Origin of the sequence: Pseudoflavonifractor sp., assembly GCF_050943825.1 — a bacterium.
Lineage (GTDB): Bacteria > Bacillota > Clostridia > Oscillospirales > Oscillospiraceae > Pseudoflavonifractor.
The window spans coordinates 18,373-42,508 of record NZ_JBMNPX010000007.1 but is presented as its reverse complement, the minus strand read 5'-3'; the positions used below and the strand labels follow the sequence as shown (position 1 = coordinate 42,508).

Below are 24,136 nucleotides of genomic sequence, written 5' to 3'. Positions count from 1 at the left end.
CCTGGGGGGGAGTGTTATGACGGTGTAAGCATACTCGCACACTGGGGATTTGTCAAGAGAAAAAATTGAAAACACCGCATACGGGCGCTGGGCGTTCAAGTGGAGCAGGCAATAAAAAAACCGGGCCGGCATGTGCCGGCCCGGAATCAATTAGCGGGCAGTGCTGAGCTGCTTGGCGCTGGAGTGATAGATGGGCTTCCACTCCACCCGGCGCACCAGGGCGGCCAGGGAGATGGGGATGTAGGTAAACATGAAGACGGGGAAGAGGAAGACGTAGAGCACTTTTTTCGCTGCGGGAGCGCTGATGTTCTTCCACTCGCTGAGTACGGTGATAATGCCGTAGACCAGCAATCCCATGTAGAAGGTGAAGAGGGAGGAACCCATAAACTCCAGACACATGGAGATGACATAACGGGCGATGTAGGGGGGCTCCATCAGGCAGGCGGCGCAGATGATGCCGTTGAAGAGGAACACGGCCAGAGTGAGCAGCATGCCGGGAGCCACGGTCATCAGCATGTCATAGCAGGACCAGCTGGTTCGGTCCAGACGGGCGCAGCCCTTCAGCAGGGGGAGGGTGTACTTCATATCCACCTGATAGAAGCCCTTGGACCACCGCAGCCGCTGATCCCAGGACTGACGGAAGGTGGTGGGCTGCTCGTCGTAGACCACAGCGGCATCGCAGTAGCCGATGCGGAAGCCCTTGACGGCAGAGCTGACGGAGAACTCGATGTCCTCGGTGAGCAGGTGGTAGGGCCAGCCGCCGTTCTCACGGATAACCTTGGCGGACACCAGGAAGCCGGTGCCAGACACGTGGCAGTTGCTGCCCAGCAGCATCCGGGGGTAGCTGAGGAAACGGGCCTCACGCAGGAACCAGATGGAGTAGCCAGCGGAGATCCAGTTGTCGCCAAAGTTCTTGGAGTTGCGGTAGCTGGTGAGAGCGTCGTACTTCCCGGTGTCAAAGACCCGGTTCATCTCACGCACAAAATTCTTATCCACCAGGTTATCGGCGTCAAAGATGAGGTAGGCGTCGTACACGTCCCGCTCCTCCGCGGCCAGATGGTGGAAGAGCCAGTCCAGGGCGTAGCCCTTGCCCTTGAGCCGCTGGTCCTGACGCTCATAGACAATGGCGCCCGCAGCACGGGCCGCACCGGCAGTGTCGTCGGTGCAGTTGTCGGCGATGACATAGACGTCCAGCAGATCCGAGGGGTAATTCTGCTGTTTTAAGCATTGTATCAGCTCGGCTATGACTCCTTCCTCATTTCGGGCGGAGATCACAGCGGCATAGCGGTGGAATTTACAGTTTTCCGGCAGGCGGGGCGGGTGCTTCCGGCGCACAAGGCCTACGCCCAGATAGACCAGTTGATAAAAGTAGAGTACCGTAAAGAGCACGGCGATGAAGAGATTCAGGTGCTCTATCAAATGGATCATATTCATAACATTTCACCTGATAACAGTTTTTGTTGACATAAGGGTGAACACTTCTGCCCATTTGCGATATCTTAGCACAAATTTTAAATGTTACAAGTTCTTTTCATAGATATTAATAAAAAGTTAAAAAAGTATGGTAGAAGTGACCAAAAGCAAAATTGAAACAGACGGCGGCGCAGACATTCTTGACAACAAAAAAGGACACCCCATAATATATTTGTAAACGGGAGGAACAGAAGGCACATGAGTAAGACGAAGCGGAAAGAAAATAGTTCCATTGATATGCCCGCACTGGCGAAGCCGGGCAGGCCGTGCTATACTAAACCATTCGAACTACGAAAAATTTGCCTGGTCCTCTTGACTTTCCACCCGGTGGAAGGTGTAAGGTGAGGCCGTGGAGAGGTGAACGGCAGTGAAAATCAATGAAGTAGAGGAACGGGTGGGCATTACCAAGCGCAACATCCGCTACTACGAAAAGGAAGGCCTGCTCACGCCCGGGCGGAACAGCGACAACGGCTACCGGGACTACACCGAGGCTGACGTGACGGAGCTGAAGAAGATTAAGCTCCTGCGCAAGCTGGATATGCCCCTGGAGGAGATCCGCCGGATGCAGCACGGCGCTCTGACCCTGGAGGATGCCGTCCGCCGCCACATGATTGTGCTGGAGCGGGAGCGGAGCAATCTGGGCACCATGCAGGCCCTGTGCGCCAGGGTGCTGGAGGAGGGTGCCCAGCTCTCCGGGCTGGATGCCGACCGCTATCTGGCAGAGATGGAGCAGATGGAACAGGAGGGGACCCGATTTGTGAACATCAAAAAGAAGGATACCATGTCCCGCTATCTGGGGCCGCTGGGTGCGGCGCTGATCTTCATCGCCTTCATGGCGGGCATCATTGCCCTGCTGGTGTGGGCCTTTACGGTGGACCCGGCGGAGGCGCCGCCCTTACCGGTGCTCATCGTCATCATCGCCATTCCGGCGGCGGTTATCATCGGCGTCCTGGTGGCGCTGGTCCAGAGATTCAAACAGATCAAAGGAGGAGAAGAGGATGCTGCTTCTCAATATTGATTACATTCCCGACAAGAAGATCGAGGCCCTGGGGCTGGTAAAGGGCAGTGTGGTCCAGGCCAAGAGCTTCGGAAAGGACTTTATGTCCGGCATGAAGAACCTGGTGGGCGGCGAGGTGGAGGCCTATACCGACCTGCTCATCCAGGCCCGGCAGATTGCCACCAAGCGCATGGTGGACGACGCCCAGGCCATGGGGGCCGACGCGGTGCTGAATATCCGCTACACCAGCTCCTCCATCATGCAGGGAGCTGCCGAGGTGACGGTGTACGGCACAGCTGTGCGCATCGTGGGGTAAGGTCATGAAACCGGCGAAAACCACATGGATTGCCCTGGCAGCCACGATCCTGGCGCTGATTCTGGGGATTGCAGGCTACTTTCTGCTGCCGGACAGCCTGGCCATGCAGATCGGAGCTTCGGGCCAGCTCCAGAATTATATGCCCAAGGTGCCCGCCCTGCTTCTGCCCGTGGCGGTGGGGGCGGTGGGTACAGTACTGACCCGCAGCGGGGAGAAAAAGACCGCCGGTCTCATCCTGGCGGTGATCTCCCCGGTGCTGTCGGCCATAACCTTTGTGATGAACTGGCCCAAATAAAGGAGGAAGCATACGTGCTGAAGATTGAACACTTTTCCAAGACCTATCCCGGGGGAAAACGGGCTGTGGACGACCTGAATCTGAACGTTGCACCGGGTGAAATCTTTGGTTTTATCGGCCATAACGGCGCCGGCAAGACCACCACCCTCCGTGCGGTGGCGGGCGTGATGGACTTCACTGAGGGCTCCATCACCATTGGCGGCCACGACGTACGCAGGGACGCCACGGCGGCCAAGAAGATCACCGCCTTCCTGCCCGACAACCCGGACCTGTACGACTTCCTCACCGGCGTGCAGTACCTGAACTTCATCGCTGACCTGTACGACATCCCCCGGAAGGAGCGGCAGGAGCGGGTCCAGAAGTACAGCGACGCCTTTGAGCTCACCGGCAGCCTGGGCAGCCCCATCGGCAGCTACTCCCACGGCATGAAGCAGAAGCTGGCCATCATCTCCGCCCTCATCCGCCAGCCCAAGCTGCTCATTCTGGACGAGCCCTTTGTGGGCCTGGACCCGGTGGCCGCTCATCTGCTCAAGGGCTACCTGCGTGAGGTGTGCGACAACGGCGGCGCGGTGTTCTTCTCCACCCACGTGCTGGAGGTGGCGGAGAAGCTGTGCGACCGCATCGGTATCATCCGCCAGGGCAAGCTGGTGGAGGTGGGCGCCACGGAGGACATTGTGGGCAGCTCCACCCTGGAGGACGTGTTCCTGGAGCTGGAAGGGGAGAAGGACCGTGACTAAATTCCTGGCTCTGGTATCCGTCAACCTGCGGGCTACCCTGAGCGCCATGCGCTTCGGCTCCAGGCGGAAGGGAAACAAGGCGGATCGGCTCTCCGGCTTCGGCGCGCTGTTCCTGCTGGCCGGTCTGGGTCTCTACATCTCCGGCGTGTACAGCTTTACCTTCGGCAGCCAGCTGGCTCCCCTGGGCATGATCAATCTGCTCATCCTCATTATGCCGGTCATTGCCGTGTCCTTTGGGCTGATGTTCACCAGTTTCGCCGCCCAGGGCGTGGTATTTGGCGGCAAGGACAACGACCTGATGCTGTCCATGCCCGTGTCCCCCTTCTCCCTCATGCTCTCCCGCACCCTGGCGCTCTACGTGGAGAACCTGATCTTCACCGTCTTTGTCCTGGCCCCCGCCGGTGTGGCCTACTTGGTCTTTGACGGTACAGGCGGGGCCGGCTTCTTTGTGGTGCTGATGGTAGGGGCGGTGCTCCTCTCCGCTCTGCCAACCCTGTTCTCCCTGCTGATCGGCTTTGGGCTCTCCTGGGTGTCCTCCAAGTTCCTCCGCCGGGGAATTTTGTCCACCCTGCTGTATCTGGTATTCTTCCTGCTGCTCATGGGCGTGATCATGCGGCTCAGCTTCGCCATGGGCGACCTGAGCCGGTATGCCGCCGGGCTTCAGGACGCCTTCACCGGCTGGGGGCTGCCCTTCCTGCTGCTGGAGCAGGCGGCCTGTGAGGGGAATCTGCTCTCTCTGCTGGCTCTGACCGGGCTGTGCCTTGTGCCTTTCCTCCTGGTGGTGTGGCTCTTTGCCGGACGGTACAAGAAGATTGTCACCAGCATGGGCGCCCGCAAGGCCCGCAGCGACTACAAGCTGGAGCGGCTGTCCGCCTCCGGCCACCGCGCCGCCCTGCTGAAAAAGGAGCTCAAGCGCTTTTTCGGCACGCCTGCCTATTTCATCAACGCCGGCTTCGGCCTTATCCTGCTGGTTGCGGGCGGCGTGGCCTGCCTGGTGTTCCGGGGACAGGTGGAGGAATTCCTGGCCCTTACCCAGGGATTGCTGCCCGTGGTGCCCATTCTGGCCCTCAGCGTGGCTTTCCTGCTCTCCACCACGGAGATCACCGCCTCGTCCATCAGCCTGGAGGGCAAACAGCTCTGGATTCTCAAAGAGGCGCCGGTGTCCGCCGGAGAGATCTTTCTGGTCAAGGCGGGGATGCAGATGCTGGTTACCCTGCCCTGCCTGCTGGTGGGTGTCATCTGCGCCGCTGTGGCCGTGGGTGTGGATGTGGGCTCCACCGTGCTGCTCCTGGTGCTGGGGCTGCTCTTCAGCGGCGTGATGGCACAGAGCGGCCTGCTGGCCAACCTGCGCTTTCCCAAGCTGGACGCCCCCAACGACACGGTGGTGGTCAAGCAGTCGGCTTCGGTACTGATCGTCATGTTCGGTTCCTGGGTGCTGCTGGCGGCCCTGGGCTTCGGGCATTTCTTCCTGTTCTCCCGGCTTGGTGAGACAGCCGGTCTGCTCATTGCGGCGGGAATCTGCGCGCTGCTCAATGTGGTGCTGTGGCGGCTGCTGGCCACTGTGGGCATAAAGCTGTTTCGGGACCTGTAAAATGTGCAAAACTGCCGGAGGGAAAGGGAACTTTTCCACCGGCAGTTCGTCTAAAGTGCAAATCATTGGGAAGGAGCTTGACTATGAAAGGAAAGAAGATTTTCTCCGCTGTATTGTCTCTGTCCCTTGCCGCTGTACTCTGTCTGTCCGGCTGCACCTCAGCCGCCGCAGATGACAGCAGTGTGTCCTCCGGCGTGGCGCTTTCCGTGCCCCCTGCTGAGGAGGCGGTCAGCGCTCCTGCCCAGACCACGGTGGACATCCCCACCAGCGACCCGCTGGCGCCCCCGGAAGAACCCGTCTACACCATCGCCCAGCAGCATCAGCCCGACCTGGTGCGGGTGCAGGGCACGGTCTCTGTAGAGGAGGACCGCATTCTGGTGACCAACAGCAACGAGTGGGCGCAGTACCCTGAAATTGTCCTCGGCCTGGAGAAGGACACCCTGATTCTCAACGCCGTGGACGGTAGCACCATGGCCGCGGAGGACCTGCGGGAGGGCGAGTATGTCTACGCCTATGTGGGTCCCGAGATGACCGAAAGCCTACCGCCCATCACCACGGCGGCGGTGATTCTGGCAGCCATCCCTGCTGATTACGCTGTGCCCGCCTACTCCATTGTGGAGCAGGTGAACGTCTGGGAGGGCCACACCTCCATCCTCATGAGCGATGACGTCACCTATTCCATGGGCGATGCGGAGCTGCTGGCCGGTCCGGGCTTTACCTGCGGCACCATCACCTTGGCTGACATCATCCCCGGCTGCGGTCTGCTGGCCTGGTATGACATGCTGGCCGAGTCCTTCCCGGCCCAGGCCTGGCCCGTCAAGGTGATGGTCATTCCGTCCCCTTATGACGCCTGGGCGGAACTGGAGCCCGGACGGCTGGCCGTCAACGGCACAGAGGTGGAGCTGATGGCGGCGGAGCAGCCCTATGTGGAGGGGGAGACCCTGATGGTTCCCGTCCGGGCCTTTGCCGAGGCCCTGGGCTGTGAGGTCGTCTGGAACGCCGACCAGCCCGAGAGGATTTCTGTCCAGGGAGAAGGCACGGAGTATCTCCTCACGCTGGGCAGCGATCGAGCCGCCACAGGGGACGGCGGCGACGGAACGCCCCTCACGGGGACGCTGACCACCCGGAACGGGGTGTCCTTCCTGCCTGCCGACGACCTGCTGAACCTCCACAATGTGAGAGCTGAGGGGCTCTGGCCGGTGTAAGGGCAAAAAAACAAGAAAAAGAGCGGGCAGGCCTTGAGCCTGCCCGCTCTTTGTAGTAGAATGAGGTTGCATTATGTAAAGTAAGGGAGCTACGCCCATGAAAAAGAACAAGGCGCTGCTGCGCCGCGCCCTCTCCATTCTGCTGTCCCTGATGCTGCTCGCCGCGCCGGCCCTGGCGCTCGATACCGCCCAGGCCGGGGAACTGCTCCAGAAGTACTACATCGACAGCGTCTCCCAGGAGGTGCTCTCCCAGCCAACGGTGGAGGACATGATCTCCGCGCTGAGTGACCCGTACACACAGTATCTGAATCCACAGGCCTACGCCGAGTTCCTGGCCTCCATGTCGGATACCCGGACCGGCGGTGTGGGTGTGACCAGCAGCATGTCGGCCCAGGGCCTGCTGGTGGAAGCGCTGATAGAGGGAATGCCAGCCCAGAAGGCAGGCATTCAGCCGGGAGACATCATTACCGCTGTGGACGGGGTCTCTGTCCTTGGGCAGAGCCTGGAAGGGGCGGCAGCCTGGCTGCGGGGCGAACCGGGCACTCAGGTGACGGTTACCGTGCTGCGGGACGGGGAGAGCAGGGACTATGTCCTCACACGTGAGGAGCTGGTCATCCCCGCCACCACCACCTCGCTGCTGGACGGCCACATCGGCTACATCACCTGCACCACTTTCGGAGATGAGACTGAGGCCCATTTTGTGGAGGGCATTGAGGCCAATGATGCCGCCGCGGACCGATGGATTGTGGATCTGCGGGGCAACGGCGGCGGCAGCGTCAGTGCCTCGGTGCAGGCGGCGGGCACCTTCGCGGGCCAGGGGAACCTGGTCTATCTCCGGGATAAGGCGGGCAATTACGCTGCCGAGCCCCGGGAGGAGGGAGAGCTGACCATGGACCCGGTGATTACACTGGTGGACGGCGGTACCGCCAGCGCCTCCGAAATCTTCGCCTCCGTCATTCGGGACCAGAGCGCCGGTATTGTCATCGGCAGCCGGACCTACGGCAAGGGCGTGGCCCAGATTCTGCTGGACGAGACCAATTACCCCGGCAGCTTCACCGAAGGGGACGCCCTCAAGGTGACAGCCTACCGCTATTTCTCTCCCAATGGTACCACTGCCGACCGGGTGGGGGTCATTCCCGACCTGCTGGTGGATGACGCCTATGCCGCCGACGTGGCCTATCTTCTCTCCGCCTCCGGCCCCAAGGGGGACACCTCCGGCCTGCTGCGGGTTGATATGAAGTGGCGCTGGTACGTGGAGCTGGAGACTGCCGCCTCTGAAACCGGAAAGCCTGCCTTCACCGCCCTGCTGGAGGCTCTTCCGGCCCAGACGCCCCTCTGGCTGGGCACTGGCGGCGTCGACGGCTGGGAGAGCGTCACCGCCGCCGAGCTGGCGGAGCGGTACAGCCTGACAGACTATACCCCCCGCACCTTTACGGACACGGAGAATTCGCCCTATGCTGCCGCCATCAACACTCTGGCCACCTATCGGATTGTCTCCGGCTCGGGCGACGGCACCTTCCGGCCGGAGGGTACACTGACCCGGGCGGAGTTCTGCGCCCTGCTGGCCCAGGCCCTTCACGACGGCAGAGAGGGGGACACCGGCTTTGCCGATGTGCCCGCTGACGCCTGGTATGCGCCCTCCCTCAATGCCCTCACCGCCATGGGCCTTATCAGCGGATACAGCGACGGGCTGTTCCACCCCGACGACCCCATGGACCACCAGCAGTTCCTCACCATCATGGGACGTCTGGCGGAGTATCTATCCATGAACTTCTACGAGGCGGCCAAGACTGAGCACTCCGCCGGACTTGGGGATTACTGGGCCTGGGCGGGCTGGTCCCGGGAGTCCATGTGGCTGCTGGACGGCAGCCAGAAGAACATTTTCGGCCAGACGGTCTCCCTGCTCTGGGCACCTCTGGGAGAAATTGATCCCACTGCGCTTACCACCCGGGAGGAGGCCGCCGCCATGGTGTACAACCTCTTTGTGGCCACCGGCCTGCTGTCGGTCTGATTTCAGAGCTGTGATGGAGAGAAGGCGGAGAAAATCGAAAGGATGATTGTGGCCTGCGATACCCTTCAGCTCCATGTGGAGGCGGCGCAGGAGAAGATGGGCACCCACTATGAGGTGCTCCTGCTGGACAGCAGACTTCATGCCCAGCCTGAAAAGATGAACGAAGCGGTGTTTGAGGCCATAGCAGGGCTGCCCGCTCAGGTGGATACGGTGCTGCTGGCCATGGGTCTGTGCGGCGGATCGGTGTCAGGCCGTCCCTTCCCCCGGCGGACCGTTATCCCGAAGGTGGATGACTGCATCACGCTGCTGCTGCATAAGGATCAGACTTGGCGCCCCAACCTGAAGGAGTGCGGCCATTTTTACCTGACCGACACCCTGGAGGGCCGTCTGTCCATTGAAAACATGCACCGGCGCCTGACAGAAGAGTACGGCGAGGAGGACGGCGGCGACATTTTTGATATGTGGTTTGCCAACTACAAGAGCGTGGATATCATCGACACCGGCGCCTATCCCTGCCGCTCAGAGTCCTATCTGGAGAAGGCGAAGCGGCAGGCGGCGCTGGTAAATTGCCCTCTCACCTATGTGGACGGCAGCAATCTGCTGCTGGAAAAGCTGGTCTCCGGACAGTGGGACCACCAGTTTATCGTGGCGGAGAAGGGGCAGGTGCTGGAGCAGGCGGCCTTTTCCGTATGAAGAGAGAATAAGCATTGCAGTTTGGCGATAAGACAGAACTTCATATGGCGAGATAAATGGAAGTAATACGGCGGAGGCCGTATTACTTCCATTTTTTAATGGGCATAACTGCGCGGATAAGTGCTGAGAACAGTGATATATCGATATAAATGAAAACGCCTGAGCTTCTAAAAGCCGAATTTTGAAAAATCTGAATGCGGAATAATCCAGACTTTTGCCAGAATAATTAAGGCGCACCCATATCCGCTCTGATACAATCAAGATGAACAAAAATGAACTAAAAATAAACAAAAAATTATGAAAAACAGAAAAGGAGGCGGATATTACAGCAGACGGGGTGTCCGGACAAAATGGGAAGAAGGGTTTGGAATACGCTTGAACAAAAACACGCCCCGTGCTGATTGGTAAAGCAGGTATTCAGATTCAGATGTTATCGGAAGAAGGAAGGGAGGATTTATCTCCATGTTGGCAAGAAGAAAACGAGTTTTGAGCGGTCTGCTGGCCCTCGCCATGTCATTCTCCTGCCTGAACGGAGGCCTGTCAGCCGGGGCAGTTCAGGATGACAGCATACCTGTCCTAACGGAAGAGGTTTCTGAGGCAGAAATCAGGCTGGAGGCGGAGGAAGCGCTCTCCATCAAGGAAACAAACCTCACCGACGCGGATCAGAAGTATAAGGTCTGTGAGTTCCGCGAAGTTGGAGGGGCCAGCGGCGGCAAGGCATTCATGTTCCAGCCAGACAGCGACGGAATGTGGGTGGAGCTCTCGCTCAAGAGCGCCATCACTGCCGGTACCTATACCCTCTGCATCGGAAGCAAAACCTCCAATAACCGGGGTATCTATGACGTCAGCTTCAACGGCGCCAAGGTGGGCACGGTGGACGGCTATGCCGCAACCGGCGCTGTGATGGAGTGGACCGTCGGTACCATCACCATTCCGGCGGACACGGAGGAGAACGTGTTCCGATTTGACTGCACAGGGAAAAATCCGGATGCAGTAGGCACTGCCAATGGACTGATTGTGGACTATCTCCGTCTGGTACCTGCACAGGCGCCTGAGGACTTTGCAATCACACTGTCCGCCGGGGAGCACGGAGCGATTACTTCCGTACCTGAGAGCAGAGTACCGGCAGGCGGTGAGGTGGAGCTGACCTTCACTCCTGATGAGGGCTACTGGCTGGATACGGCGGAGATCAACGGCGTACTGCGGGTACCCGAGGGTTCTCCGGCGGTATACAACGTGACCAATGTCCAGAGCGATGTAGCAGCTGAAGCGGCCTTCCTTCCGGTGCCGGACAAAGCGGACGGTCTCTGGGTGGAAGAGAGCGCCATGGCCGATGCCGATACCGGAACGCTCAGCACGAACATTATGAATGTGTCCGGCACAGCCAATGGAAAAGGATATGTCAACCAGGTTAGGGAGCCAATCAATGAGACCTTGCTGTTCCGCAGCCCCTGGGCGGAGGAGCAGGCCACGCTGATTGTCGGCACTAAGACCGACGGAAACCGGGGCCGCTTCAAGATCCTGCTCAACGGCCAGGAAGTGGGCACCTTCGACGGCTATGACACACAGAACGCCCCCAAAGCGATTACGGTGGGTGACTGCGCGCTGAAGGAGGGCCTCAACGAGATCACCTTCCAGGCTGACGGCATGCACGAAGGCAGCACCAATGGCGCACTGGTGATCGACTATGTCCAGTTCCTCCCGCCTCTGGACGGGGAGGAGCAGTTTATCTACACCGGCGGGGAGTCCGGATACAATGAGCTGGACGCCGGGCTCTGGACCAACGCAGAAGCGGCCTTGGCCGGGCCTGACGGCCATGGAGGCCGTGTAAGCGTGGAAGCGGGTGCCTCTGCCATCTTCTCCCGCTATGAGAACCCCGATATGGGGATTCCCTCCGGCGAGACAGGAAACTACGAGGTGTGGGTATGGCATCCTGCCGGAAACACCAATGGAGCGCTGGCCCGCTACACCATTCAGACCGGCGGCGGTATGTGGATCAAAGAGCTGGACCAGTCCGCCGGAGACGGGTGGGTGAAGCTGGCTGTCATCACCGTGGTGGGCAACACCTCCACTGAGATTGCCCTCAGCGCAGCTGCGGGACAGGAGGACAAGACCCTCTATGCCGGCGGCGTCAAGCTGGTGCGGACCAGAACACCGGCTGATCCTACATCGACCCCCGGCGGCGGCGGCTCCACAGAGCCTGCCATCCTGGTCAATCAGACCGGCTTTGACTACGGCAAGCCCAAGCGTGCTACGGTAGTCAATGTGCCCGAGGGCTCTGCGTTTTACCTGAAGGACAGCACCACCAAAGAGGTACTGTACCAGGGTACCGTGGAGTACATGCCCTGGAGCGGAACGCTCTACGACAACACCTCCAGCAAGGGCGAGGTGCGTTCGGTGGAGGGCGGCATCATCGACTTCAGCGAATTCAACCCCGATATCCCCACTGAGTGCTATCTGGAGTGCGGTACAGCCGTGTCCTTCCCCTTTATGATCGCGAAGAACTGGATGCAGCGGGTGTCCCTGCCCTCCGCCACCGATTTTATGGAGCAGACCCGCAGCGATTACGGCACCGACCCCGGCTGGCTGCAGATCGGCTGGCGGGACAGCCATCAGTTCAGCTATGAGCTGCCATCCCTTGTGCTGCAGTACATGTCCAATCCCTCTTATTACAATAATCTGCCTTACGACGTGTGGAGAGCCGAGGACTGCATGTTTGAGGACCTGCGGGTGCAGGACGAGCCCAACATCGTCTGGCTGATGCAGTTCGGCATGGAGCGCTACTACGACATCCGCTTCAACGGCGACGTGGATCCCATTCCCGACCGTCCCCACCGCCCGCCGGAGGTCTCGCTGGGCGAGAACAATCCATGGGGCAACAACAAGCCCGGTCCTATCTACCTCCACGGCATGATCAAGGAGCAGATGGCCTATGTGCTGTATATCTACCCCCAGATCAGTCAGTGGATGAGTAAAGAAGATTATATCAAGTACCGCGACTTCCTCCTGGACGAGTGGGATGAGAGCCGCTGTTCCCTCCAGTTCCACCAGGTGGCCGGTGAGAAGCACAACCTCTTCGAGACCCAGACCGTGGTGGGTAACCTGAAGGGCGGCTTCCCGCCCGGACACTCCATCGTGCCCAACCTGCTGATGTATGAGATTGTCAACCGGGACATGCAGGACCCCGAACTGGTGACCGACACCCTGCAGGCCATGGACGCGGAGCGCTTCTTTGACGCGGCCTACAACAACTGTGCCTATGTGCTGGAGCACTTCCCCATTGACGACCCTCAGTACAGCAAGGGCCAGCGCATGAATGAGCACATCGTTATGGAAAATATGGCGTGGTTCCAGGAGATGTATCCCGATCGGGCGCCTGAGGAACTGCTCCCCGCCATTGAGAACTGGGCGGAGAAGATGATTGCCCGCTCGGGCAACCTGTGGGACGTGCGCATGGCGGCCTCTGTGGCTGCGGGCGACAACCGGGACTACTGGACCGGCTCCGCCTTTGACCAGCAGGAGGTCCACGCCTTTGACAACAACACCCTGAACGAGCCCGGCAATACCTCGGGCTTCCAGGCGGCCGCGCTGGCGGCGGCCCGGGTGCTGGACCATGAACCGGAAACCCAGGCGCGCCTGCGTGAGCTGGGTATCGCCGCCATTGACAACATGTTCGGCCGTAATCCCTACGGCAGGACCTACTTCTTCAGCTGCACCCGCACTGTGCAGGAGGACGGAACCCCCGACTACAAGGATCGAAATACCGACCTCATCATCCCGGGTCACGAGCAGGAGATTGAAGGCACCGACCTGGGCTGGATGGAGCGGGACCTGCGGATGGGCTCCGGCGTACTGGCCATTGTACGCGGCCGCATCGATGCTTCGCCGAAGGAATGGGCCTACCCCTACAACCCGGACACCCCGGGCGGCTATAAGGAGGGCTGGGTGACCTACAACACGGCATGGAACTCCTCCATTGCCTATTCCGCGGCGGACGAGATCCGGATTGAGGCCCAGCCCACCGCTGACGGCCGCAGTGTGAATATCACGCTGTGGGCGCCCAACAATCTGGACTACGAGAAGCAGGAGTTTGTGGACATCGATGTAACCGACCTGCTCACCGGCGAGACCGGTACCCTCCGGCTTACGGAGGACGGCGTGGACGCGCTGACCTTCAGCGGCACCTGGACGGCTGACAGCGACTATGCTGAGGCGGAGTTCTCCTATGGCTACGGTCTGTTCCGGCGCAGTGCCTCCGCCGTGATCACCGGCGAGGGCTTTGTCCCTGTGGAGCAGATTGTGCTGGAGAGCGAGGCTGTCACGGCCCCCGCCGGCGAGACCTTCCAGATCCCCGTGGCACAGGTGCTCCCCGAAAACGCCACCAACCGCAATGTGGTCTGGACCAGCGCCGACCCCGAGGCGGTCAGAGTGCTGGATAACGGTATGCTCCTGGCGCTGAAGCAGGGCGCCGTGGTGGAACTGACCGCATCCTGTAAGGGTTCGGATGCCACCGCAACGTGTACGGTCACTGTGGGCGCGCCCCTGCCTGCGTCCCTTATGCTGGAGGCGGACGCATCTCAGGTCCTGACCGGCGAGACCACTCTGATTCAGGTCACAAAGTTTATTATGGGAGATGGTTCTGAACAGGACGTGCCGGCCGGCACAGTGTTCCGCTATGGCGTCAGTGACCTGACCCTGGCCACTGTGTCTGAGGACGGCCTGCTGCTGGCCAAGCGGCCCGGCACTGTCACCGTCTGGGCAGAGACTGAACTCCAGGACCGGACGCTGCGGGGCGAGTGCCAGCTCCAGCTGGAGGAGATCTCTTCGGAGAAGCTGGTGTTCGAATTTGAGAAGGAGATCGATGACGGCTATGGCCTCAGCGATAACCTGACCACCTCCATGGGGACGGAAGTGTCGGAACAGCTCAAGGGATACTTTGACAAAGACACCGCGGTAGTGCTGTTCAAGCCCACCGAAGTGGGGGCCTGGCTCCAGCTGGGCGGTCTGCAGTTGCCTGCCGGACGGTATGCCGTGGAACTGGGCGCCAAAAAGGACAGCGTTTACGGCTATGGTCCCTATGACATCACTCTGGACGGCGAGAAGCTGACCACCATCGACTTCGGCGATACCGGTGAGTGGTACACCTATTACCCTCTGGGCGAGGTGGAGTTCTCCGAGGCAGGCAGCCACGACCTCAGGCTGACCGCGCTGGGGCCCAAATTCAACTGTGCGCTGAACTGCGTTGTGTTCCGCACCATGGGTGAGTCTTATCCTGCTGTGGACTTCTCCACGCTGAAGGAGAGCATCAGCCAGGCCGAAGCGCTGCTGGCAGCCGTCCGCGCCGGCACTGACGGCAAGAACTATCCCGAGAATGCGGAAGAGGTTCTTGTGGCCGCACTTCAAGAGGCCTATGACATTCTGGCAGAGGCGGAGCATCCCGCCACGCAGGAGGAGATTACTGCGGGGGCGGAGGCGCTGAACAGCGTAACAGAGGAGATCAGGGCAGCGGCTGAGGAACCCACCGGCCCGGCCGTCTACGCTGTACGGATTGCGGAGACGGAACACGGCACAGTAAAAGTTTCCCGCAGATTTGCCTACCATGGGCAGAAGGTGACTATCACTGCAGAGGCGGAGGAGGGCTATGCCCTGTCCTCTGTCACGGTAACCACAGCCGCGGGCAAGGAAATTCCGGTCAGCGACGGCGTGTTTACCATGCCCTATGCTGCTGTCACCGTAAAGGCTGTCTTTGAACGTACCGGCGAGAGCATCACCGGCTTTGACGACGTGGAGCCGGGCAGCTGGTATGAGGAGGCAGTGGACGCAATGGTGGAGGCCGGCCTGATGCAGGGTACCGGCGGCAATCTGTTCCAGCCTTACGGCACTGTGACCCGGGCAACCATGTGGACCATCCTGGCCCGAATGGACGGCGTGGACACCGAAGGCGGAAGCAGCTGGTATGAGAAGGCCCAGGCCTGGGCCGTGGCTGAGGGCGTGTCTGACGGCACCAACCCCGATGCTGCGGTAACCCGGGAGCAGATTGCGGTCATGCTGTACCGGTATACGGGCGGCACAGCGGCCCAGTCTGAACTGAACTTCAGCGACAGCGGAGACATCTCCAGTTGGGCAGCTGACGCCATGGCGTGGGCAGTGAAGGAAGGTATCCTCACCGGTACGCCCGGCGGAAAGCTCAATCCTCAGGGTACTGCCACGCGGGCTGAGGCCGCAGTGATACTCCAGCGCTGGACAAACAAATAAAACAACAGCCGAGGGCCGCGCTCATCAGAGCACGGCCCTCGGCTTCACTATTGATGTTTCAAGTCCTGTCAGGAGAGCAGCAGCTTGTCGTCGGCCTCGTCGGAGCCGGTGGCCTGGCCGAACTTGGCCAGCAGGTCCTCCACCGTGAGGCGCTTCTTCTCCTCGCCCGAGATGTCCAGGGCCACCCGGCCCTCGTACATCATGATCAGCCGGTTGCCGTGAGCAATGGCGTCACGCATGTTGTGGGTGATCATCAGGGTGGTCAGATTGTCCCGCTGGACAATGTGCTCGGTGGCGGTGAGCACCTTGGCGGCAGTCTTGGGGTCCAGGGCGGCGGTGTGCTCGTCCAGAAGCAGGAGCTTGGGCTTGACCAGGCTGGCCATCAGCAGGGTAAGGGCCTGGCGCTGTCCGCCGGAGAGCAGGCCCACCTTGGAGGTGAGCCGGTCCTCCAGGCCCAGGTCCAGAATTTTAAGCAGCTCCCGGTACTCCTCACGCTCGGCGCGGGTGATGCCGGGGCGGAGGGTGCGCTTCTGACCCCGACGCTTGGCCAGAGCCAGATTCTCCTCAATCTGCATGGTGGCGGCGGTGCCGGTCATGGGGTCCTGGAATACCCGGCCGATGTATTTGGCCCGCTTGTGCTCGGGCAGCCGGGTCACGTCCACGCCGTCGATGAGGATGCTGCCCCGGTCCACTGGCCAGACACCGGCCACCGCGTTGAGCAGTGTGGACTTGCCGGCGCCGTTGCCGCCGATGACGGTGACAAAGTCACCCTCCTTCAGGGTGAGGGACACGCCGTTGAGGGCGCGCTTTTCATTGATGGTGCCGGCGTTGAAGGTCTTGTAGATGTTCTGAAGCTCAAGCATGGGCGGCATCTCCCTTCTTGCCGGTCTTGGCGAATTTACCCTTCCAGTGGGGGATGGTGAGGAACACGGCCACCACCAGGGCGGTGAGCAGCTTCAGGTCGGTGGTCTCCAGACCCAGCCGGAGCACCAGGGTGATGACGATGTAGTAGATGATGGCGCCGATGACGGCGGAGAGCAGCTTGAGGGCGAAGTTGCGGAACACCTTGCCCAGCAGCACCTCGCCGATGATGACGGCGGCCAGGCCGATGACGATGGCGCCGCGGCCCATATCCACAGTGGCGCTGCCCTGGTACTGGGAGAGCAGGGCGCCGGAGAAGGCCACCAGTCCGTTGGACACCACCAGGCCCAGCACCTTGGTCCAGTTGGTGTTGATGCCCTGGGCACGGGCCATGTTCTGGTTGGCGCCGGTGGCCCGGAGAGAGGAGCCCAGCTCAGTGCCGAAGAACCAGTAGAGCAGGGCGATGACGATGAGCACCAGGGGCACCAGAAGGATAAAGGGGTTGGAGGCCGACAGGTCGCGGATATAGCGGGAGGAGAGCATGAGGGGATACTTGTCCACGCTGACGGAAAGGGTGGCCTTGGTGGTCAGGCCGGAGCCAACGGCCATGATGCGCAGGTTGATGGAGTAAAGGGCCAGCTGGGTGAGAATGCCGGCCAGAATGGCGGGAATGCCGCAGAGGGTGTGGAGCAGTCCGGTGACCAGACCGGCCAGCATGCCGGCCAGAATGGCGGCCACCAGGGCCACCCAGGGGTTCCAGCCCAGGGAGATGCCCAGGGCGCACATGGCGCCGCCGGTGGCCAGGGAGCCGTCCACCGTCAGGTCGGCCACATCCAGAATCCGGTATGTAATGTACACACCGATGGCCATAATACCCCATATCAGGCCCTGTCCCAGGGCACCCGGCATGGAGTTGAGAAAGGAGAGCAGGAAATCCATCTCGGTTCCTCCTAAAAACTAGAAATTTAATGAGCTGGGAAAAGCGCACAGCAGCGGGAGCGGAGGATTCCGCTCCCGCCGCCGGGCAGTGGCAGGTGAGCCTCAGGCTCAGGCGATGGGCTCATAGCCCTCGGGCGGGGTGATGCCCAGGGCCTGGCAGTTGACCTCGTTGTACATCTTGGTGAGGGTGGTGTCATAGGAGATAGCCATCTCGGACACGCTCTCTTCGCCGGTGAGAATCTTCACGGCCATCTCGCCGGTGATCTGGCCCAGCTCATAGTAGTCGATGGACAGGGTGGCCACGCCGCAGCCGGAGCAGATGCCGGACTCGCCGGCGATGACGGGCACTCCGGCGGGGATGACCACGTTGGCGATGGTCTCGGCGTTGTTGGCGGCAGTGTTGTCGGTGGGGATGTAGATGACGTCGGAGTTGTCACAGGCGGTCTGGGTGACAGAGGACAGGTCGTTGACGTCGGTGAAGGCATACTGGGCGCAGGTGTAGCCCTTCTCCTCCAGGTAGCCCTGAATGGTCTCCACCTGGAAGATGGAGTTGGGCTCGGCGGAGCAGTAGACCAGGCCCACGTTGGGATACTCAGAGGCAGGGAAGAGCTCCTCCAGCAGGTCGGCCTGCTGGTCCAGCGGAGCCAGGTCGGAGGTGCCGGAGATGTTGCCGCCCAGCACGCCGTCCTCGGTGGAGTCCAGGTCCAGTGCCACGCCGTAGTTGGTGACGGCAGTACCCAGCACGGGCACCGTGTCGGTGGCGGAGGCGGCGGCCTGGAGGGAGGCGGTGGCATTGGCCAGAATCAGGTCCACATTATCCGCCAGGAAGCCGTCGATGATGGTGGCGCAGTTGTTGCTCTCGCCGCCGGCGTTACCCTCTTTGAATTCGACGGCGTCACCCAGCGCGGCGGTGATGGCATCCTTGAAGCCCTGAGTAGCGGCGTCCAGAGCGTCGTGGGGCGCCAGCTGGCAGATACCCACCACATAGGAGTCCTTCTCCGTGGACTGGGACCCGGAGGGAGCGGGGGAGCTCTCCTGAGGCTGGGACGCGGAGGGATTGGTGGAAGTCTGGGGATTCCCGCCGGTGTTGCCGCCCACGGTACAGGCGGTCAGGGAGAGGGTCATGGCGGCGGCCATGGCCAGAGCGGTCAGCTTGGACAGTGTTTTCATGGTATCCTCCTCCAAATGCTTTAGCGCTTTTAGGTGTTAAAGAAACTGGGTGTAAAAAAAAAGCCTTCCGGCTGTTGTTGCGTCTATTATAATGAGGGCGACAGGAATTGTCAATCCTTAATTTTTGGAAAGCGAAGGGTTGTTCACGGCTTTGTCATAGACTTTTCAGCATGTGTGTGATATGATTGAACGGAATCTATCTCGTGTGGAGGCATTGCATTGAGAATTGATGTACTGGGCGTCGGGATTGATAATCTGACGCCGGAGGAAGCCATTGAGCGAGGGGCCGGACTGGCCGCCGGAGAGAAGTTTGCCTACGCGGTGACCCCCAACCCGGAGTTCCTGCTGATGGCCAAGAAGAACGAGAAATTCCGCGCCGTGCTCAACGGGGCGGATCTGGTACTGGCTGACGGTATCGGCGTGGTGAAGGCTGCGGCCATTCTGGGCCGGCCGCTGAAGGGCCGGGTGCCCGGCATTGACTTTGCCGCCGGACTGCTGGGCCGGATGGCCCAGTCCGGGGAGCGGCTGTTCCTGCTGGGCGCCAAGCCCGGCATTGCCGAGACCGCTGCGGCCAACCTGCAGAAGCAGTATCCCGGCCTGATGGTGTGCGGCACCCATGACGGCTACTTCCAGGACCCCCGGCCGGTGATCCGGGCCATTCAGGAGTCCCACGCAGATGTGGTCTTTGTCTGCCTGGGTGCGCCCAAGCAGGAGCTGTGGATGGCCGAGTACGGTCCGTCCACCGGCGCACGGCTGATGGTGGGCCTGGGCGGCTCCCTGGACGTGTTTGCCGGCGCTGTGGAGCGGGCTCCGGAGAAGTGGCAGAAGATGGGCATGGAGTGGCTCTACCGGCTGCTCAAGGAGCCCAAGCGCATCGGCCGCATGGCCAAGCTGCCCCTGGTGCTGGTGGACGCCGCCGGCGCCCGGCTGCGGGGAAAGTGAGGCAGACGGATGTCCGGCAAGCTGATTGTATTTGAAGGGACCGACGGGTCGGGCAAGTCCACCCAGTTCGCCAGGCTGTGTGAGCGGCTGGAGCAGGAGGGAACCTCCTTCCGGCGGCTCATCTTTCCCCAGTACAAGGAGCCCTCGTCCGCCCTGCTGCGTATGTACCTGAACGGGGAATTCGGCACCCATCCCGACGACGTGAACCCCTATGCCGCGTCCACCTTTTATGCGGTGGACCGGTACGCCGCCTGGAAAAAGGACTGGGGCAGCTATTATCAGAACGGCGGGCTGGTCCTGTCCGACCGGTATACCACCTCTAACGCGGTGCACCAGACCTGCAAGCTGCCCGAGGCGGAGTGGGAGGATTTTATCCGCTGGCTCTTTGACTTTGAGTGCGGCAAGCTGGGGCTGCCCGCCCCCGATCTGGTGATTTACCTGGACATGCCCACCGACAAGGCGGTGGAGATGCTCCGCGCCCGGGAGAAGGCCACCCACACCAAGGGTGATATCCACGAGGTGGATACGGAGTATCTGGCCAAATGCCGCCGCACCGCCCTGGCCGCCGCCGGACTTCTGGGCTGGCGCCGGGTCTCCTGTGTGGACGGTACAGGTGCTGTCCGGTCCATTGAGGATATTCACCGGGAAATCTGGGATATCATAACCGCTCAGAATCTGCTCTGAACGGGAGAAAGAACACCACTGGTCAATACACCGGGGCGGCTCAGCCCTGGAAAAACAGGAGGAAATGAACATGATCTATATTCTGCTGGGCAACGGCTTTGAAGAGTCTGAGGCACTGGTTCCTCTGGACCTGCTTCGCCGGGCCGGCGCCAAGGTGACGCTGGTGGGCGTGGATGGCCTGGAGGTCACAGGCGGCCACGGCGTGACCGTAAAGGCAGATATCAGCATGGATGATGCCCATGACCCCGAGGATATGGAGATGCTGGTGCTCCCCGGCGGCCTGGGCGGCGTGGAGGCCATCCAGAAGAACCAGTTCGCTCTGGCACTCATTCAGAAGGCCTACGACCGGGGCTGCTGGCTGTGCGCCATCTGCGCCGCACCCACCATCCTGGCCCGGGAGGGCTGTCTGGATCGCCGCAAGGCGGTGTGCTACCCCGGCATGGAGGATGAGATGGGCTCCGCCGTGGTGCAGAAGGGAGCCCAGGTGGTGACCGACGGCCGCATCATCACCGGCGAGGCGGCCGGCTCCGCCTTTGAGTTCGGCCTGCGCCTGGTGGAGGCCGCCTGCGGCCGGGAGGCCATGGAGCGGGTGCGCAATGCCGTCCACTTCCATCACTGAGGAAAAGGCGGCGCTTCGCCGGGTGGTGCGCGCCCGGCTGTCCGCCATGACCCCGGCGGAGCGGGAGGAGAGCGACGGAGCGCTGTTCCGCCGCTTTCTGGCGCTGCCCCAGCTGGCAGCGGCGGAGACCGTTCTGCTGTTTTACGGTATGGGCACCGAGCCTGATACGGCCCGGCTGATTCCCGCGCTTCTGGACCGGGGGCAGCAGGTCCTGCTGCCCCGCTGCCTGCCCGGGCACGGGCTGGAGGCCCGCCTGGTCACCCGGGAGAGCACCCTCATCCGGCACCGGTACGGTATGCTGGAGCCGGGAGAGGACTGTACGCTGGTTCCCCGGGAGAAGATCGACCTGATCCTGGTGCCCGGACTGTGCTTTGATGGCCTGGGTTATCGTCTGGGCCACGGCGGGGGATACTATGATCGCTATCTGGCGGGGTATGCGGGTACCACTGTGGGCCTGTGCCGCCGGGCCGTGCTCCGGGAGGCCGTTCCGCGGGAGGAGCATGACCGGCCGGTGAGCCTGGTGATAACCGACGGAGAGCCTGTCCGGTGCTGAAGCGGAAAAGACGGGCCCCGAAGGGCCCGCCCTTTGCCGCTGTCCGGCGGGAGAGGGTGCTCAGCAGCAGCCGCAGCCGTCGTTGCAGCCGCAGTTGTTGTTGCAGCCGCCGCAGGAGCTGCCGCCCCAGCTGCCGCCGCAGCAGCAGCACAGAAGGATGATGATCAGGATGATCCAGAGACAGCCGTTGTTGCCCATACCGTTGTTACCACAGCACATGTAGATATTCACCTCACATTATTCTGAGGAACCGGGGGCCGGAGGCCTCCGTTCCCTTCACGACCCATACTATGTGGGGCGCTAATCTGTGGTGACAGGAGGACATTTGATTTTTTTCTTTTGCAATGGATAGGAGTTGAAGCAATGTCTCACTACGAAGGAAAGCGGGAGGCACCCCGCCGTCAGCCCCAGCGGGACGGCGGCAGTGCAGCGCCCAGGAGAGAGGGCGGACAGCAGCCGCCGCGCCGCCGTCGCCGCCGTCTGAGGGCCTGGGGCGCGCTGCTCTATGTGGTGCTGGTCATCGGCGTGTCCGCGCTGCTGGCAGGCCTGGGCTGGATCTGGGCCGGCGATGTGCTGGCGCTGAACAAGGCGGAGGTCACCGCTACCATCACCCTGCCCGATGATATCTTTACCTATACCGAGGAGACCAACGAGGAGGGGGAGACGGTCACCGTCTCCCGTGCCGACGTGGGCTATGTGGCCGACCAGCTGAAGCAGAACGACATTATTGAGTACAAGTGGCTCTTCAAGCTCTTCTGCAGCTTTACAAACGGCAGTGAGAAGATGACATCGGGCACCTACACCCTCAGCACCACCATGGATTACAGCGCCATCATCCGCAATCTCAGCGCCAAGTCCTCTGCCCGCACCGAGGTGACGGTGGTCATCCCCGAGGGCTCCACACTGAAGCAGATCTTTGAGATTCTGGAGCAGAACGGCGTGGCCACGGTGGAGGAGCTGACTGATACCGCGGCAAACTACGATTTCAAGTTCTCCTTCCTCAAGGACGTGATTCCTCTGGGTGACGCCACCCGTCTGGAGGGCTACCTGTTCCCGGATACCTATATCTTCTACCAGAATATGGACCCGGTGCAGGCGCTGAACAAGATGATCCTCCGCTTTGACGAGGTCTTTACCGAAGAGATGCGCGAGGAGGCTGCGGCCAACGGCCAGAGCATCCACGACATCGTCACCATCGCCTCCATGATCGAGAAGGAGACCACCGGCAATGACCAGACCGACATCGCCGATGTTATCTACAACCGCCTTTATAACCCCACTTCGGAGACAGCGGGTTATCTGAACATCGACGCCACCATCCAGTATATCCTCCCCGAGCGGAAGGAGAAGCTGACGGCGGAGGATCTGGCCATCGACAGCCCCTACAACACCTACAAGTACACCGGCCTGCCTGCCGGACCCATCGCCAGCCCCGGCCAGGCCTCCCTGCGTGCCGCCATGAACCCCTCGGGCAACGGCTACTACTTCTACGCCCTGGGCGATGACGGTGAGCACCACTTCTTCAAATCTTATAGCGGCCTGACCAGTTTCAAGGCCAGCCAGGAGCTGTATCAGAATGGATAAGAAGAGACCGGAGCTGCTCTGTCCCGCCGGGGATATGGAGCGGCTGAAGATGGCGGTGGCCTACGGGGCGGACGCCGTCTATCTGGCGGGAACCATGTTCGGCATGCGTTCCTTTGCGGGCAATTTCACCCCTGAGGAGCTGAAGGACGCCGTGGGCCTGTGCAAGGCCCACGGTGTGGCCGTCAATATCACCTGCAACACCATGCCCCGCAACGACGAGGTGGCCAGACTGCCCGAGTGGCTGGAGTACCTGGACGCGCTCAGGGTGAACGCGGTCATCGTGGCCGATGTGGGCTCCCTGGCTCTGGTGAAGCGCCACGCTCCCCACGTCCAGATCCATATCTCCACCCAGGCCAGCATCGTCAACTACCAGACCGCCTCCGCCTGGTATGACCTGGGGGCCAACCGGGTCATCCTGGCCCGGGAGCTGTCCATGGACGAGATCCGTGAGATTCGGGCCAAGACCCCCAAGGACCTGGAGATTGAGGCCTTTGTCCACGGGGCCATGTGCGTGTCCTATTCGGGCCGCTGCCTGCTGTCCAACTACATGACGGGCCGGGACTCCAACCGGGGCGCCTGCGCCCAGCCCTGCCGGTACAAGTACGCCCTGATGGAGGAGAAGCGGCCCGGGGAGTATTTCCCGGTCTACGAGGACGAGAAGGGCACCTACATCATGAACTCACGGGACATGTGCATGATTGACCATATCCCTGAGCTGATAGAGGCGGGTGTGGACAGCTTCAAGATCGAGGGCCGGGCCAAGAGCGCCTATTACGCCGCCATTGTGGCGGGTGCCTACCGCCACGCGGTGGACGCCGCCCTGGCGGGTGAGCCTTTGGACCCGGTGTGGCGGGACGAGGTGGAGCACATCAGCCACCGGCACTACTCCACCGGCTTCTACTACGGCCAGCCCGGCCAGTTCACCGAGGACGCCCGGTACATCCGGGACTGGCAGGTGTGCGCCCTGGTGGAGTCCTGCCAGAGCGACGGCACCGCCGTGCTCTCCCTGCGCAACAAGTTCGCCGTGGGGGGGGAGCTGGAGCTGGTGGGGCCGGACGTGCGTCCGGAGCGGTTCACCGTCTCCGCCATGACCGACGGCGATGGACTGCCCCTCACTGAGGCCCGCAAGCCCCAGATGAAGCTGATTATGAAGCTGCCCCGTGCCGTGCCGCCTCTGTCTCTGCTGCGTCGGCAGGCGTCGGGAGAATAAG

General features: G+C 61.4%; 20 protein-coding genes. 15 read left to right on the top strand and 5 right to left on the bottom strand.

The genetic code is table 11. The annotated features are described in order from the left end of the window. Positions 1 to 150: 150 nt before the first annotated feature. Positions 151 to 1,434 carry a glycosyltransferase family 2 protein gene (locus ACOX7T_RS08165; RefSeq protein ID WP_433441644.1) on the bottom strand — a complete coding sequence of 428 codons (1,284 nt, stop codon included), beginning with the start codon at positions 1,432 to 1,434 and terminating at the stop codon, positions 151 to 153. Between the two features lie 406 nt (positions 1,435 to 1,840). On the opposite strand from ACOX7T_RS08165, the gene ACOX7T_RS08160 reads away from it, so the two are divergent. From ACOX7T_RS08160 to ACOX7T_RS08120, 9 genes are all read left to right on the top strand, one after another. Further along, positions 1,841 to 2,491 carry a MerR family transcriptional regulator gene (locus ACOX7T_RS08160; RefSeq protein ID WP_433441642.1) on the top strand — a complete coding sequence of 217 codons (651 nt, stop codon included), beginning with the start codon at positions 1,841 to 1,843 and terminating at the stop codon, positions 2,489 to 2,491. After that, positions 2,472 to 2,786 (top strand): YbjQ family protein, encoded by a 315-nt coding sequence (locus tag ACOX7T_RS08155; RefSeq protein ID WP_433441640.1) that lies wholly within the window; start codon positions 2,472 to 2,474, stop codon positions 2,784 to 2,786. The genes ACOX7T_RS08160 and ACOX7T_RS08155 overlap by 20 nt, the downstream gene beginning before the upstream one ends. A 4-nt stretch (positions 2,787 to 2,790) precedes the next feature. Further along, positions 2,791 to 3,081, top strand: coding sequence for a DUF1648 domain-containing protein (locus tag ACOX7T_RS08150; RefSeq protein WP_433441639.1), 291 nt, complete (start codon positions 2,791 to 2,793; stop codon positions 3,079 to 3,081). Between the two features lie 14 nt (positions 3,082 to 3,095). Beyond that, positions 3,096 to 3,818: an ABC transporter ATP-binding protein gene (locus tag ACOX7T_RS08145; protein ID WP_433441637.1), complete on the top strand. Its 723-nt coding sequence runs from the start codon at positions 3,096 to 3,098 to the stop codon at positions 3,816 to 3,818. Further along, complete coding sequence (locus tag ACOX7T_RS08140; RefSeq protein ID WP_433441635.1) at positions 3,811 to 5,409, top strand: hypothetical protein; 1,599 nt, start codon at positions 3,811 to 3,813, stop codon at positions 5,407 to 5,409. Before ACOX7T_RS08145 ends, ACOX7T_RS08140 begins: the two co-directional genes overlap by 8 nt. A gap of 83 nt (positions 5,410 to 5,492) precedes the next feature. Continuing rightward, the gene (locus ACOX7T_RS08135) at positions 5,493 to 6,614 is read left to right on the top strand and encodes a stalk domain-containing protein (RefSeq protein WP_433441633.1); all 1,122 of its coding nucleotides are present in this window, start codon (positions 5,493 to 5,495) and stop codon (positions 6,612 to 6,614) included. 97 nt (positions 6,615 to 6,711) lie between these two features. Next, positions 6,712 to 8,625 (top strand): S41 family peptidase, encoded by a 1,914-nt coding sequence (locus ACOX7T_RS08130; RefSeq protein ID WP_433441631.1) that lies wholly within the window; start codon positions 6,712 to 6,714, stop codon positions 8,623 to 8,625. 42 nt (positions 8,626 to 8,667) lie between these two features. Next, positions 8,668 to 9,318 carry a DUF1638 domain-containing protein gene (locus ACOX7T_RS08125; protein ID WP_433441629.1) on the top strand — a complete coding sequence of 217 codons (651 nt, stop codon included), beginning with the start codon at positions 8,668 to 8,670 and terminating at the stop codon, positions 9,316 to 9,318. A gap of 462 nt (positions 9,319 to 9,780) precedes the next feature. Then, positions 9,781 to 15,573 (top strand): S-layer homology domain-containing protein, encoded by a 5,793-nt coding sequence (locus tag ACOX7T_RS08120; protein WP_433441627.1) that lies wholly within the window; start codon positions 9,781 to 9,783, stop codon positions 15,571 to 15,573. A 68-nt stretch (positions 15,574 to 15,641) separates the two neighbouring features. Here ACOX7T_RS08120 and ACOX7T_RS08115 read toward each other — a convergent pair whose 3' ends face one another. From ACOX7T_RS08115 to ACOX7T_RS08105, 3 genes are all read right to left on the bottom strand, one after another. Continuing rightward, positions 15,642 to 16,436 carry an ABC transporter ATP-binding protein gene (locus ACOX7T_RS08115; protein WP_148316943.1) on the bottom strand — a complete coding sequence of 265 codons (795 nt, stop codon included), beginning with the start codon at positions 16,434 to 16,436 and terminating at the stop codon, positions 15,642 to 15,644. Continuing rightward, entirely contained in the window at positions 16,429 to 17,373 is a 945-nt protein-coding gene (locus ACOX7T_RS08110) for an ABC transporter permease (RefSeq protein ID WP_433441625.1), read from the bottom strand. Before ACOX7T_RS08110 ends, ACOX7T_RS08115 begins: the two co-directional genes overlap by 8 nt. Before the next feature lie 108 nt (positions 17,374 to 17,481). Next, a complete protein-coding gene (locus tag ACOX7T_RS08105) occupies positions 17,482 to 18,543 on the bottom strand; it encodes an ABC transporter substrate-binding protein (protein WP_433441623.1) in 1,062 nt (353 codons plus the stop codon). Between the two features lie 219 nt (positions 18,544 to 18,762). Here ACOX7T_RS08105 and ACOX7T_RS08100 point away from each other — a divergent pair, with 219 nt between their 5' ends. From ACOX7T_RS08100 to ACOX7T_RS08085, 4 genes are all read left to right on the top strand, one after another. Further along, complete coding sequence (locus ACOX7T_RS08100; protein WP_433441621.1) at positions 18,763 to 19,485, top strand: WecB/TagA/CpsF family glycosyltransferase; 723 nt, start codon at positions 18,763 to 18,765, stop codon at positions 19,483 to 19,485. A 9-nt stretch (positions 19,486 to 19,494) separates the two neighbouring features. Further along, entirely contained in the window at positions 19,495 to 20,169 is a 675-nt protein-coding gene (locus ACOX7T_RS08095) for a dTMP kinase (RefSeq protein WP_433441619.1), read from the top strand. A gap of 70 nt (positions 20,170 to 20,239) precedes the next feature. Beyond that, complete coding sequence (locus ACOX7T_RS08090) at positions 20,240 to 20,788, top strand: DJ-1 family glyoxalase III (protein WP_433441617.1); 549 nt, start codon at positions 20,240 to 20,242, stop codon at positions 20,786 to 20,788. Continuing rightward, positions 20,766 to 21,341, top strand: a complete 576-nt coding sequence (locus ACOX7T_RS08085) for a 5-formyltetrahydrofolate cyclo-ligase (protein ID WP_433441615.1) — start codon at positions 20,766 to 20,768, stop codon at positions 21,339 to 21,341. The genes ACOX7T_RS08090 and ACOX7T_RS08085 overlap by 23 nt, the downstream gene beginning before the upstream one ends. Before the next feature lie 60 nt (positions 21,342 to 21,401). Here the strand turns inward: ACOX7T_RS08085 and ACOX7T_RS08080 are convergent, their stop codons facing one another. Continuing rightward, a complete protein-coding gene (locus ACOX7T_RS08080) occupies positions 21,402 to 21,560 on the bottom strand; it encodes a hypothetical protein (protein WP_433441613.1) in 159 nt (52 codons plus the stop codon). A 144-nt stretch (positions 21,561 to 21,704) separates the two neighbouring features. Between ACOX7T_RS08080 and mltG the strand changes: the two genes are divergently transcribed. Further along, on the top strand, positions 21,705 to 22,925 hold the full coding sequence (gene mltG, locus ACOX7T_RS08075) for an endolytic transglycosylase MltG (protein WP_433441611.1): 1,221 nt from the start codon (positions 21,705 to 21,707) through the stop codon (positions 22,923 to 22,925). Further along, positions 22,918 to 24,135: a peptidase U32 family protein gene (locus tag ACOX7T_RS08070; RefSeq protein ID WP_433441609.1), complete on the top strand. Its 1,218-nt coding sequence runs from the start codon at positions 22,918 to 22,920 to the stop codon at positions 24,133 to 24,135. The genes mltG and ACOX7T_RS08070 overlap by 8 nt, the downstream gene beginning before the upstream one ends. Position 24,136 lies beyond the last annotated feature (1 nt).

Coding starts and splice junctions, on each gene's coding strand:
- ACOX7T_RS08130 (WP_433441631.1), top strand. CDS start 6,712: ATGAAAAAGAACAAGGCGCTGCTGCGCCGCGCCCTCTCCATTCTGCTG.
- ACOX7T_RS08085 (WP_433441615.1), top strand. CDS start 20,766: ATGCCGTCCACTTCCATCACTGAGGAAAAGGCGGCGCTTCGCCGGGTG.
- ACOX7T_RS08090 (WP_433441617.1), top strand. CDS start 20,240: ATGATCTATATTCTGCTGGGCAACGGCTTTGAAGAGTCTGAGGCACTG.
- ACOX7T_RS08125 (WP_433441629.1), top strand. CDS start 8,668: ATGATTGTGGCCTGCGATACCCTTCAGCTCCATGTGGAGGCGGCGCAG.
- ACOX7T_RS08150 (WP_433441639.1), top strand. CDS start 2,791: ATGAAACCGGCGAAAACCACATGGATTGCCCTGGCAGCCACGATCCTG.
- ACOX7T_RS08070 (WP_433441609.1), top strand. CDS start 22,918: ATGGATAAGAAGAGACCGGAGCTGCTCTGTCCCGCCGGGGATATGGAG.
- ACOX7T_RS08105 (WP_433441623.1), bottom strand. CDS start 18,543: ATGAAAACACTGTCCAAGCTGACCGCTCTGGCCATGGCCGCCGCCATG.
- ACOX7T_RS08135 (WP_433441633.1), top strand. CDS start 5,493: ATGAAAGGAAAGAAGATTTTCTCCGCTGTATTGTCTCTGTCCCTTGCC.
- ACOX7T_RS08155 (WP_433441640.1), top strand. CDS start 2,472: ATGCTGCTTCTCAATATTGATTACATTCCCGACAAGAAGATCGAGGCC.
- ACOX7T_RS08115 (WP_148316943.1), bottom strand. CDS start 16,436: ATGCTTGAGCTTCAGAACATCTACAAGACCTTCAACGCCGGCACCATC.
- ACOX7T_RS08080 (WP_433441613.1), bottom strand. CDS start 21,560: ATGTGCTGTGGTAACAACGGTATGGGCAACAACGGCTGTCTCTGGATC.
- ACOX7T_RS08165 (WP_433441644.1), bottom strand. CDS start 1,434: ATGAATATGATCCATTTGATAGAGCACCTGAATCTCTTCATCGCCGTG.
- ACOX7T_RS08095 (WP_433441619.1), top strand. CDS start 19,495: ATGTCCGGCAAGCTGATTGTATTTGAAGGGACCGACGGGTCGGGCAAG.
- ACOX7T_RS08110 (WP_433441625.1), bottom strand. CDS start 17,373: ATGGATTTCCTGCTCTCCTTTCTCAACTCCATGCCGGGTGCCCTGGGA.
- ACOX7T_RS08120 (WP_433441627.1), top strand. CDS start 9,781: ATGTTGGCAAGAAGAAAACGAGTTTTGAGCGGTCTGCTGGCCCTCGCC.
- mltG (WP_433441611.1), top strand. CDS start 21,705: ATGTCTCACTACGAAGGAAAGCGGGAGGCACCCCGCCGTCAGCCCCAG.